We start from the raw sequence: 11,775 nt of genomic DNA on the forward strand, positions 1-11,775 counted from the left end.
CGGGCCCGTCGTCCGGCCCCGGCTCGCCCGCTCCCGGCGCCGTGGCCGTCGCCGGCCAGCAGACCCTGTCGGCCGCGCAGGCGACCGCCACGCTGCGGAAGGTCGGGATCGGCACCCCGGTGCCCACCCTCGTCACCGGTGCGCTCGCCTATCTCGTCGCCCTCCTCGCGGCGCTGGTCGTGATCGTCTCGGCGGTCCTCGCCGTGCTCACCGCCGACACCGGCGCGAGCACGGACCCGACAGGCGGCGCGGCCGCCCCGGCGACCGACGACGCCGGATTCGCGGGGATCATCGGCCTGCTCGGGATCCCGTTCCAGCTGGTCGCCCTCGCGAGCTTCGGCTCCTACGACGCCGAGCTGCAGATGGGCTTCCTGGGGAGCCTCTCCCTGAGCTGGCGCGGCCTGCCGCTGCTGATCACCGCGGCGATGACCGTCTTCGCCTTCCTCGCAGCGCGCACCGCCCAGCGGCGATGGAGCTCCAACGGGCCGCTCGGCGCGCTCCTGTGGTCCGGCCTCTCCGGTCTCGGCGTCGCCCTGGTCGCGCTGCTGGTCACACGCCTGACCGCGGTCTCGATCGAGGACCCCGCGAACGGCCTCTCCCTCTCGATGCACGCCGCCGGGGCCGACATGTTCTTCGGCACCTGGACGCTGATCACGCTGCCGCTCCTGCTCGGCCATCTCGCGGGGATGCGCAAGCCCGACTGGTGGCCGCTGGTCGCCGACCTCGCCGCCGCGCCCCGCCTCGTGCTCGTCCACGCCCTCGCCTTCGCCGTGCCCGTCGGCCTCCTCGCCCTCGCGGCCGGGACGATCGCGCAGATCGTCGACGGGGAGGGGCGCTCCGTGCTCGGCGCACTGCTGGCGCTGCCGCTGTGGGGACCGACCGCCCTCGCGCTCCTGCCGGGCCTCGGGATGCTGGTCGTGCCGGTGCGCGCCTCCACACGTGGTGACGTGGGCGACCTCGGGCTGGGGAGGGGCATCACGCCGCAGAGCGGCACGCAGAGCCTGTGGTTCGTCGACCTGCCCTGGTACGTGTGGCTGCCGATGGTGCTGATCGCGCTGCTCGTGCCGCTGCTGATCGCGCTGCTGTGGCACCGTGACCGGGAGATCCCGGCCGGGAACGTGCTCGCGCAGTTCACCTCCTGGGCGGCGCTGCCGCTCGCCTACACCTTCTGCGCGCTGGTGCTGCTGGCGCTGGTGCACGTGCGGATGGACGCCGAGATGGGCTTCCTCGGCGCGATGGGCGTCTCGATGTCGCTGGCCGCCTGGATGCCGGTGGTCGCGTTCTTCCTCGGCCTCGCCGTCGAGGTGATCGCGCGCTTCGGCGCTCCCTTCGTGGACCGCTTCGTGCCCGGCCCGCTCGTGAACTGGTTCCGCCGCTCGGCGCGGGCGCGTCGCGCCGAATCGGCCGCCCCGGCCGCGCCCGTCGGGGAAGATGGATGGTCGTGGACGACGTCGAGCGCAGCTCCCCGCACCGGGGACGGGAGGAACCAGGGATGACAGGTCAGGACCAGGGACATCAGGGCGAGTCGCGCCCGGAGGCGATCGGCGACGACCGCGCCGCCGGCTCCGAGGCGTACTTCGTCCCGGTCGACCCCGACACCTACCTGCCCAGCGAGCACGCGGGCGGCGCGTGGAGCGACGACGAGCTGCACATCAGCCCCGTCGGCGCCCTGCTGGTGGAGCATCTCGAGCGCTGGCGGGCTCAGCACGCCGACCCCGACAAGGTGCTCGGCCGGCTCTCCATCGACATCCTCGGTCAGCTCCGCCGAGGGCCGATCGAGCTGTCCACCCGCATGCTCCGCCCCGGCCGCACCATCGAGCTGCTCGAGACCACCGCCGTGATCGCCGGGCGCGAGACGCTCCGCGCCCGCAGCTGGGTGATGTCCGCGCAGGAGACCGCCGAGGTCGCCGGCACCGAGCTGCCGCCGCTGCCCGGCCCCGAGGGACTGCCCGAGCGGAGCATGGCCGAGGACTGGACCGGCGGCTTCATCCACAGCATCAGCCTGCGCGACGCCGAGCCGAAGCGGCCCGGACGCGGCCGCAGCTGGTTGCGCGCCGAGCATCCCCTGATCGAGGGCGAGGAGGCCGGCGAGCTCGCCACCTTCCTCGTCCCCGTCGACGCCTCCAACGGCATCGCGGTGCGCGAGACGCCGCGCGAATGGATGTTCCCGAACCTCGACCTCACCATCCACCTGATGCGCCGGCCGACGGGCCGCTGGCTGGGACTGGACACCACCGTCTCCTTCGGCCCCACCGGACAGGGCCTGACCAGCTCGGTCCTCCACGACCAGGAGGGGCCGCTCGGCTCGGTGCAGCAGACGCTCACCGTCCGCCCCATCCCTCGCCAGGCCTGACGAGGCACCTGCCGATGGCAGGTTCTGCGGGATCATCGACGCGAGTGCGCCGCCCTTGCGGCTCGACCGCTGCTCCGGACTGACGGGCCCGTGGCAGGACGGCCGGCATCCCGCTGCGCTTCGTGGGCAGCGACAGGATCCAGCTCGAGTTCGAGCTGTCCCTGATCGAGCAGGGCTGAGCCGGACACACGCAGTGCGACGAGCGGGCGGCGCCGGGGAACGGCGCCGCCCGCTCACGCATACCCTGACTGCCATGCCGCACCTGCTCTGCCTCGACCTGGGGACCTCCGCCGCGAAGGCCGCGCTCCTGGACCTGGACGGCACCGTCCATCGCCGGGCGGAGGCCCCGTACCCCACCCGCCACGCGGCCGACGGGACCGCCGAGCAGGACCCCCGCGACTGGGAGCGCGCCGCCCGCGCGGTGATCGTCGAGCTGCTCGAGGCGGCGCCCGCCGCGAAGGCGTCGGTCGATGGCGCGGCGCCGGCGCCCGTGCCGGACACGGCGCCCGACGTCGAGGTGGCGGCGCTCGTGCTCACCGGGCAGATGCAGGACCTCGTCCCCGTCCCGCGTGCGGGTGCCGCGAGCTTCGCGATCCTCTACTCCGACACCCGCGCGGGCGCCGAGGCGGAGGAGCTGCGCGCCGCGCTCGCTGCGGACGGCGTCTCCTGGGACGCGCTCACCGGCAACCTGCAGGACGCGACCAGCTGCGCCGCGATGCACCTGCGCCTGCTCCGGACGGCCCCGGAACAGCTCGCGGACCTGCAGGGCGTCGTGTTCGGCCCGGCCGGATATCTCGTGGCGCGGATGGGGCTCGGGCTCTGGTGCGATCCGACGACCGCCGCGACGACAGGACTGCTCGAGGCTCGCACTCGCGACTGGTCGTCCGCAATCTCCCGCGCCGCCGGGCTCGATCCGGCTCTGCTGCCCGCGCTGACCGGTGCGGCAGGTCAGGTCGTGGGACGCACCGGCGCGGAGGCGACGGCGCTGCTGGGCGTGCCGGAGGGGCTGCCCGTCGTGCTCGCCCCGGGGGACGCGGGCGCCACGACCAGCGGGATCGTCGGCCTCGCGCCGGGCGACGCCTACGTCTACCTCGGGACCAGCGGATGGCTCGCCTCGGTGCTGCCCGGGACCGGGACGTCGCCGACGGGGGCACAGGACGCCGGCGGGGAGCGCGACGGGGACGAGCCCGACGGCGTGGAGTCGGCCGGCGAGGGGTCAGCCGGTGATGAACCCGCCGGCGAGCGGGCAGCCGGTGATGGACCCGCCGGCGTCTCGCACCACCTCGCTCTCGGAGCGTCGTCGGCGACCGCCGAGCCCCCGATCCTGCGGATCTCCGCGCTGCTCTCCGCCGGCGCCGCCGCGGACTGGGCCCGGCAGGCCGTCCTCGACGGGGCGGACCCGGCCCGGGCCGATCGGCTGCTCGAGGCGCGGGAGCAGGAGCGCGGCCGCGGTCCGAGCGGGCTGCTCGCCCTGCCCTCGATCGTGGGGGAGCGGTTCCCGGTCCGGGACGGGGATCTGCGCGGCGCCGTGCTGGGGATCGACGCGGGGACCCGGGGCATCGATCTGTACGCCGCGATGCTCGAGGGCGTGGCGCACGGACTCGCCCACGGGCTCGAGCACGCAGACGGCACCTCTCCTCGTCCGCTGCCCGTGACCGGGGGCGGCGCCGCCTCCGCGCCCTGGCTGCGGATCCTCGCCGACGTCACCGGCCGACCCGTGCGCACCGTCGACGGGACCGACGCCGCACTGCTCGGCTGCGCCCTCGTCGCCGCGGAGGCGCTCGGCCTGGACCACGCCCTGGTCCCGCTCGGCGCCCGACAGGAGGCGGCGACGATCGACCCCGACCCGTCGGCCGCAGCGCAGCATGCCGCGCTGCGGCCCGCTCACCGCGCCCTGTACGACGCGGCCGCGCAGGTGCAGCGGCTCCGCTGAGACGAGGCGGGCGAGCGGAGGCGGAGGAGGCGCCGGCACTCGGGTGCAACGGCGCCGCAGCCGACGAGGGGAGCGGGTGTGGACGGGCGGGCCGGTCCGGGAAACGGATCGTTCCTCCACAGGGAATTCTGGAGAGAATTGCTGATTCGCGGCGATGTGGAGGAACGGTCGGTGCGGGAGGCGGGGTGCCAGTGGACGCGGTGCGCACTCAAGCGTGCAGGTCATAGGCGTTCGAGGTGTGTCGGAGTCGACGTGTCGCGGGGCAATCTCCCGGTGTCGGGAGAATCGTGCTCCGACGCTGTCCACAATTTCCGTCGAGGATTTCATCTGTCAGGGGTGCGCGGGAGCATGGGGCCATGACAGCGACGACGCCCCCGCAGCCCGCCCCGGAGCAGCACGCTCCGGAGCAGGTGCTCGCCGCGCTGCATGCGGGCGGTCCGTCCGCGCTCGCAGAGCTCCTCGGGGACGTCGACCACCTGCTCACCTCCCTTGCGATCGACCCGCAGGCGATGTTCGAGGTCGGCGCTCGGCCGCGGCAGGAGATCAAGAACCTGCTGGACATGATCCACGGCGCGCTCAGCTCCCTCGCCGCGCTCGAGGCCCGCACCCTCGTCGCCTTCGCCGAGGCGCCCCTCCGCGACCGGATCGACGCGGCACGGGACGACGTCGCCCACGAGGACGACATCCTCCCGCCGCTCGAGCAGCTCATCCGCCAGTCCGATCGACGAGCCTCGGCCGACATCACCCTCGCGACACACCGCTCTCCCGCCACCGCGAGCTCGAGCCTGGCCGCCGCGCGCCGACTCGTCGGCTCCATGCCGCGCATGCTCTCCGCCCTCGGCCGCGGCGCGATCACACCTGCCGTCGCGTATGCCGCGGCCACCACCTCCGCCCCGCTGACCGACCAGCAGCGCCGGGACGTGGACCAGGTGCTCCACGAGCGCCTGCCCGAGATGGAGGGCGCCGGCGTCAAGGCCTGGCGAGGAGCCGTCGCGACCGCCGTCGGCGAGCTCGACCCCGACGGAGCCGCGCACCGGCACCGGATCGCCCGCCGCTCCCGCCACGTCACCCTCACCCCGGGCGAGCACGGCATGGCGACCCTCAGCGCCCACCTTCCCGCCCTCGACGCGAAGCGCGTCCACAAGCGGCTCTCCCTCGAGGCCGAGCGACGCAGGGCGGAGGGGGACCGGGAAGGCCACGGCGCGCTCATGGCCGATGCGCTGGTCGGGACCCTGCTCGGCAGGGACAGCGGACTCGAGCTCGAGACCCTCGACGTCGGCGTGATCATCACCGACCGGGCACTGCTCTCTCCCGAGCACGGCGACGCGGCGTACATCGAGGGATACGGCCCGGTGCCCGCCGAAGCCCTGCGCGCCGAGCTGCGCGCAGCCCTCGCCGCACCGGAGGACCCAGCCTGCGACCGCTACGGCCCTGACGGGCCGTCGATCAGGACTGTGCTGCGAAAGCTGTTCCAGCACCCCACGCGCGGGGAGATCGTCGCCGTCGAGTCGAGAGCCCGCGAGTTCCCGCGAGCCCTGAAACGCTTCCTGCATCTGCGAGACGGCCGCTGCCGAGCCCCGTACTGCGACGCCCACGTGCGCCAGTACGACCACATCACCCCGCACAGCCGCGGCGGTGCGACCAGCCTCGACAACGGCCAGGGGCTGTGCGGGCACGACAACCTCGGCAAGGAGGACGGCTACGCGACCGTCGAGCGCCGAGGCGATCAGGCCGCCGACGGCCACCAGGTGGAGTGGACGGGCCACAGCGGGGCGAGCGTCGTCCGACGGGCCCAGCGCCTCGGGCCGACCGCCTTCGTGGTGATGCCCGACGACTCGCAGGCACCGGATACGACGACGGGGACGACGGAAGCCGTAGGAGACTCCGACGGCGAGCAGCTCGAGACCAGCGGGGCCGCCGACGGGGAAGGGCTCGAGAGCCGCGGGACCACGGACGCGGAGGCCTGCACCATGACCCGCCCGATGAGCGCTCAGGTGCTCACCCGCACGATCCCGACCCACGCCGTGCGGTCAGCGGGCCCCTCCGGGCAGAGGAGCCCGCAGGCGCCCGTGCCCGGCAGGATCCCTCACGACGAGGGGCGACCCTGGAGGTCATCCACCGGATCGCCCCTCGCCTCGAGAGTTCGCCAGGCTCAGCGCGCTGCGCGCCGCAGCCAGGCGGTCGTCGCGCCCGGCAGCAGGATCTCGTCGTCCTCGCCGCCCTCGAGCGGGCTCGAGGCGATCAGCACCTCACCCTCCGGCAGCGCGACGGGCGCTTCGCCGAAGTTCGTCACCGACAGCCAGCCGCCCGGACGCTCGAAGGCCAGCACCTCCCCGGTCGAGAGAGTCTCGTCCCAGGTCAGCGACTCCTCGGACTGCAGCTCGCGGCGCAGTCGGAGCGCTGCCCGGTACATCTCGAGCGTCGAGCCGCGCACACCGTCCTCGGCCTCCACCGAGAAGTCTGCGAACCATGCCGGCTGGGGGAGATGCGCCCCGCCCGTGCCGAAGCCGAAGGACGAACCGCCGCGGGTCCACGGCAGCGGCACCCGGCAGCCGTCCCGGCCCAGCCCGTCGAAGCCGCGGTCCTCGGCGGTGGTGCGCCAGAACGCGGGGTCCTGCCGCTGCTCGTCGGGGATCTCGGCGACCTCGTGCAGGCCCAGCTCTTCGCCCTGGTACAGGTACGCGCTGCCCGGCAGCGCCAACTCGAACAGCGTCGCCGCCCGTGCCCGCCGCAGCCCCAGCGCACGGTCGATGCCGTCCTCGGGACCGCCCGCGAGCACCCACTCCGCGCCCTGCTTCACGTCCCGGCCGGCCCGGGGCGGCAGCCCGTACCGCGTCGCGTGGCGCACCCCGTCATGGTTCGAGAACACCCAGGTGGTGGAGGAGCCGGTGACCTCCGACTGCGCCAGGTTGTCGGTGACGATCTCCCGGAAGTGCGCGGCGTCGAAGTCCGCCTCCATCAGGTCGAAGTTGAAAGCCTGCCCCAGGCCCTCCGGGCTCGCGTACTTCGCGCGACGCTCCGCCGTCTCCACCCACGCCTCGGCCACCGCGATCCGCGGCGGATCGTAGCGGTCGAACAGCTCGCGCCACTCCGCATAGATCTGGTGCACGTCGTCCCGGTCCCACAGCGGATGTGTGCCGTCCTTCGGCATCTCCTTCAGCTCCGCCTTCGAGGGCAGCACCTCGCCCAGGTCCTTCGCCAGGCCGTGGGCGACGTCGATCCGGAACCCGTCCACCCCGCGGTCGGACCAGAACGCGAGGGTGCGCAGGAAGTCCTCGTGCACCTCCGGGTGCTTCCAGTTGAAGTCCGGCTGCTCGGTCGCGAAGGAGTGCAGGTACCACTGCCCGTCCGGCACCCGCGTCCACGCCGGGCCCGAGAAGATCGAGGTCCAGTCCGCCGGCGGCTCCTCGCCGTTCTCTCCCCGCCCGTCACGGAAGATGTACCGCTCGCGGGCGTTGGAGCCCTTCGGCGAGGCGAGCGCCTCCTGGAACCACTCGTGACGGTCCGAGGAGTGGTTCGGAACGACGTCCACGATCAGGCGGATCCCGACGCCGTGCAGCGCCGCGACCATCTCGTCGAACTCCTCGAGCGTCCCGATCCGCGGATCCACGTCGCGGTAGTCGTCCACGTCGTAGCCGCCGTCGGCCAGGGCCGAGGGGTAGAAGGGGCTCAGCCACACCGCATCCACGCCGAGCTTGTGCAGGTACGGCACGCGGGAGATGATCCCGCGCAGGTCGCCGATCCCGTCGCCGTTGCCGTCCGCGAAGGAGCGCGGATAGATCTGGTAGACGGAGGCCTGACGCCACCAGTCGGCGTCGGCCTGCAGCGCGGCGGGAAGGTTCTGGGGGACGGTGGTCACGATGGGGATCCTCCGGTCGTGTGGGTGTGGTGGTGAGGGGGCTGGGTCACTTGATCGCGCCCTGGGTGAGGCCCGACATCACCCAGCGCTGTGCGAACAGGTACACGATGATCGCGGGGGCCATCGCCATCAGGTACGACGCGAAGGCCACGTTGTAGTTGTTGCTGAACTGCGTCTGGAACATGTTCTGCAGCACCGGGACGGTCTGCAGCGCCGGGTCGGAGATGATCAGCGAGGGCATCATGAAGTCGTTCCACGACTGGATGAAGGCGAAGATCCCGACGGTCGCGCACATCGGTCCCAGCAGCGGCAGGATCAGCCGCCAGAACACCCGCCAGGTGCCGGCGCCGTCCATCCGCATCGACTCCTCGAGCTCGAGCGGGATGGTGCGCAGGAACGCGGTGAACAGCAGCGTGTTGAACGCCATCGCGAAGGCGATGTGCAGGATCGCCACGCCGAGGGGGTTGTCCAGCCCGAGAATCCCGGTGAGCTGGATCTGCGGCAGCGCCACCACCGGGAACGGGATGAACATCGCCGCCAGCAGGTAGAAGAACGACCAGCGGAACAGCCGACGGTCCCAGTTGCGCACGATCGCGTACGCCGCGAGGGAGGAGATCACGATCTCCCCGGCCACCGCGACCACGGTGATGAACAGCGAGATCGCGAAGGCGCGCGGGAAGTTCGTCAGGCTCCACGCCTCCGCGAAGCTCGAGAGGGTCAGCGGCGAGGGGAGGCTGAACGCATTGCCGTCGACCGCCTGCTCGGTGGTCTTCAGCGACATGTTCACGGTCACGAACAGCGGCACGAGCACCGTGAGCGCGCCGAGCATCAGCAGCGCGGTCGTGGTGACGTTCACGCGGTCGCGGCCCACCCGACCGCGTCGGCGGCGGCGCGGAGTCGGGGCGGTGCTCGAGGACGAGCCCGAAGGCGAGCCGGAGGAAGAGGCGGGGGCGAGGGGTGCGGCGGTCGACATGCTCAGAGCACCGTCCTTCCACGGGTGAGGCGGAGCTGCAGGCCCGCGAGCGCGATCGAGATCAGGAAGAACACCATGGCGTTGGCCATCTGGTAGGCGTAGTCCCCGCCCTCGAAGCCGCGGAAGATCGACATCGCGACCGAGCGGGTGGCCACGCCCGGCCCGCCGTCGGTGAGGCCGACGATGATGTCGTAGGCGTTGAGGTAGTTCTTGAAGCCGAGGATCGTGTTGATGACGACGAAGCCGGAGACCAGCGGCAGCGTGATGTGCCACAGGCTCTGCCGTCCCGTCGCGCCGTCGATCGACGCCGCCTCGTACACGTCGGCGGGGATCGTGACGAGCCCGGCGATGTAGATCAGCATCGTCGCGGGGATGGACTGCCAGGCCGTCACGATGACGATCGCGACCCATGCCCAGTCTTCGTTCGCCAGGATCGAGACCGACAGCGCCTCGGAGCCGAGCGCCTCGCCGAGCATCGGCACGGTGTTCGCGAACAGGTACTGGAACACGAACGCGATGACGATCCCGGAGATCACCATCGGGATCACGTAGATCGTGCGCAGCGCCGCGGTGAAGCGGATCCGGGAGGTCAGCCCGAGCGCCAGCAGGAACGCCAGCGCGTTCACGAGCACGACGGTGACCAGCGCGAACCCGAGGGTGAACAGGTAGGAGTCCAGGATCCCCTGGTCGCGGAACATCGCGATGTAGTTCCGCAGCCCGATGACGTCCCAGTCCCCGAACCCGATCGAGTTCGTGAAGCTGTAGGCGAAGCCGAGCACGGCCGGGAGCGTCACCGCGAGGGTGAACAGCGCCAGCGCTGGCAGGAGGAACAGGAGGTAGAGGGGGTCGGTGCGGCGCCGCGAGCGGCGCGGGACGGACGCGCGCCCGGTTGCCGGGGCGTCCGAGGCCGCGCCGTCCGCGGTCCCGGGCTCGCGCGTCGGTGTCGTCGTCGACATCGGTGCTCCTTGTCGTGGGGTCGTCATGCGCTCACTCCCGGAAGGCCAGGCGGGCCCAGTCGGCGTCCATGCGGGCCAGGACCGGCTCGGGGTCGGCGCCGCCGGCGATCGACTGGATGTAGTTCTCCGCCGGGATCGAGCGGGGGATGAACTGCGAGGCGCCCATGTAGAAGCGGCCCTCGTCGTAGTACCGCTGCATCTCGGCGATGCGGTCGTCGGTGACGGGCGGGGCGTCGGTCCTCGTGCCGAAGGCGAGGAACTCCGCGTTGTAGGGGTCCTGCACCTCGGGCCGCATCAGGAACTGCGCGAGCTCGCGCGCACCCTCGGGGCTGCTGGCCGCCTCGGGCACCCACAGCGACAGGTCGATGTTCACGCGCACCTTGAGATCGGCGGGGTCGTCGGTCATCGGCAGCGGGAAGGTGCCCAGCTCGACGTCCGTGCCGGCCTTCGCGATCTCGCCGAGCGCCCAGGGGCCCTGGAAGTACATCGCGCCCTTGCCCTGGGCGATCGCGGTGTTCCCGTCGCCGTAGCCGCGGTTGGCGGCATCGGGGTTCACGAAGGCGAGCAGCTCGCCCAGGCGCTGCATCGGCTCGAGCAGGGTGCGCTGGAAGGAGACCTCGGAGTCGGGGCCGACGTCCTCGCCGATCTCGTGCATCCTCCGGTAGAACTCCCGCACGTCCACGAGCCCGCCGACGGTGTAGTCGAACAGCCCCTGCGCCACCGTCCACGCGTCGAGGAAGGTCGCGTAGATCGGGATGACGTCCGCGGCCTGCAGCGTCTCGCACACCGCGAGCAGCTCGTCCCAGGTGGTGGGGACCTCCAGGCCGTGCTCGTCGAAGATCCGCCGGTTGTAGATCACCGAGGCGGCGGTGACCGAATAGGGGAGCACGCTGGTGCGGCCCTCGTAGGTGGGATACCAGTCGGCGAGCTCGGCGACGTCCTCGCGGATCTGCCCGGCCACGGGGAGGTCGGAGAGGTCCGAGAGCGCCCCGCGCTCCATGAAGCGTCCCATCTCGAGGTTGTAGTTCAGGCAACCGAGGTCCGGCGGGCTGTTGCGCACGAAGCTCGCCGAGAGGTTCGTGGCGATGTCGTGCTGGACCGAGAACCGGCTCTGTGCCTGCGAGAACTCCCCGGCGCGCTGCGAGAAGAAGGGGATGGCCTCGGGCTTGGACTGGTAGAGCGTCAGCTGCGAGCTGCCACCGCCGGCGCCGCAGGCGGAGAGGGTCGAGGCGGCGAGGGCGGCGCCCGCGCCGACGAGCACGCCGCGTCGCGAGGGCCGCGTCGGCGAGTGCCGCGCGTGCCGGCTGATCGAGGATGACACCATCGTCTCCTTGGAGGGGAGCGGAGTCGCCGCAGTGATGCGACGGTAGTTACGCTAGAGGTTATATTTACTGTCTATCGAAAGTATGGAGGGGGTGGTCCGGACATGTCAACACCGCCACGATCCGGGGAGAAGTCCCAGGTCGGCGAGGTGCGGTCCGCTGACCGCGGGGTCAGCTCGCCGCAGCTGATGCGTCGGGCGAACCGCCAGGCGCTCCTCCAGCACGCCCTCGCGGCCGAAGCCTTCACCGCGGCCGACGCGATGGCCGCCACCGGGCTCACCCGCGCCACCGTGCTCGGCGTGTGCGCCGAGCTCGAGCAGGCCGGATGGCTCGAGGAGGCCCCCGCCGAGCGCGGCGGCGCCGTCTCGCGAGGCCGCCC

7 protein-coding genes and 2 pseudogenes are annotated in these 11,775 nt (G+C 72.3%); 5 read left to right on the forward strand and 4 right to left on the reverse strand.

Translation table 11 applies throughout. The features are described 5' to 3' along the window. The 4 genes and pseudogenes from HMPREF3159_RS12310 to HMPREF3159_RS18210 form a co-directional block, all read left to right on the forward strand. A partial coding sequence (locus HMPREF3159_RS12310) for a hypothetical protein (protein WP_246821630.1) occupies positions 1 to 1,496 on the forward strand: 1,496 nt, incomplete at its 5' end. Continuing rightward, positions 1,493 to 2,353 (forward strand): thioesterase family protein, encoded by an 861-nt coding sequence (locus HMPREF3159_RS12315; protein WP_083305936.1) that lies wholly within the window; start codon positions 1,493 to 1,495, stop codon positions 2,351 to 2,353. The genes HMPREF3159_RS12310 and HMPREF3159_RS12315, both read left to right, overlap by 4 nt. A gap of 253 nt (positions 2,354 to 2,606) precedes the next feature. Continuing rightward, entirely contained in the window at positions 2,607 to 4,286 is a 1,680-nt protein-coding gene (locus HMPREF3159_RS12320; protein ID WP_070501270.1) for an FGGY family carbohydrate kinase, read from the forward strand. Positions 4,287 to 5,494: 1,208 nt separating this feature from the next. Then, a pseudogene (locus tag HMPREF3159_RS18210) lies at positions 5,495 to 5,929 on the forward strand (HNH endonuclease); the annotation flags it as partial. Between the two features lie 509 nt (positions 5,930 to 6,438). On the opposite strand, the gene HMPREF3159_RS12330 reads toward HMPREF3159_RS18210, so the two are convergent. The 4 genes from HMPREF3159_RS12330 to HMPREF3159_RS12345 are packed head-to-tail and all read right to left on the reverse strand — an operon-like array spanning position 6,439 to position 11,398. Further along, positions 6,439 to 8,145 carry a glycoside hydrolase family 13 protein gene (locus tag HMPREF3159_RS12330; protein WP_070501274.1) on the reverse strand — a complete coding sequence of 569 codons (1,707 nt, stop codon included), beginning with the start codon at positions 8,143 to 8,145 and terminating at the stop codon, positions 6,439 to 6,441. A gap of 46 nt (positions 8,146 to 8,191) precedes the next feature. Then, entirely contained in the window at positions 8,192 to 9,118 is a 927-nt protein-coding gene (locus tag HMPREF3159_RS12335; protein WP_070501276.1) for a carbohydrate ABC transporter permease, read from the reverse strand. A 2-nt stretch (positions 9,119 to 9,120) separates the two neighbouring features. Beyond that, a complete protein-coding gene (locus HMPREF3159_RS12340) occupies positions 9,121 to 10,074 on the reverse strand; it encodes a carbohydrate ABC transporter permease (protein ID WP_070501278.1) in 954 nt (317 codons plus the stop codon). Between the two features lie 31 nt (positions 10,075 to 10,105). After that, entirely contained in the window at positions 10,106 to 11,398 is a 1,293-nt protein-coding gene (locus HMPREF3159_RS12345) for an ABC transporter substrate-binding protein (RefSeq protein WP_070501279.1), read from the reverse strand. A gap of 102 nt (positions 11,399 to 11,500) precedes the next feature. On the opposite strand from HMPREF3159_RS12345, the pseudogene HMPREF3159_RS12350 reads away from it, so the two are divergent. Continuing rightward, positions 11,501 to 11,775 (forward strand): annotated as a pseudogene (locus HMPREF3159_RS12350) (hypothetical protein); the annotation flags it as partial.

It is taken from the genome of Brachybacterium sp. HMSC06H03 (genome assembly GCF_001807385.1).
Taxonomy (GTDB): domain Bacteria; phylum Actinomycetota; class Actinomycetes; order Actinomycetales; family Dermabacteraceae; genus Brachybacterium; species Brachybacterium conglomeratum.

What these genes read in the sequence shown, in the direction of transcription:
- HMPREF3159_RS12315 (WP_083305936.1), top strand. Translation starts at nt 1,493, where the DNA reads ATGACAGGTCAGGACCAGGGACATCAGGGCGAGTCGCGCCCGGAGGCG.
- HMPREF3159_RS12320 (WP_070501270.1), top strand. Translation starts at nt 2,607, where the DNA reads ATGCCGCACCTGCTCTGCCTCGACCTGGGGACCTCCGCCGCGAAGGCC.
- HMPREF3159_RS12335 (WP_070501276.1), bottom strand. Translation starts at nt 9,118, where the DNA reads ATGTCGACCGCCGCACCCCTCGCCCCCGCCTCTTCCTCCGGCTCGCCT.
- HMPREF3159_RS12340 (WP_070501278.1), bottom strand. Translation starts at nt 10,074, where the DNA reads ATGTCGACGACGACACCGACGCGCGAGCCCGGGACCGCGGACGGCGCG.
- HMPREF3159_RS12345 (WP_070501279.1), bottom strand. Translation starts at nt 11,398, where the DNA reads ATGGTGTCATCCTCGATCAGCCGGCACGCGCGGCACTCGCCGACGCGG.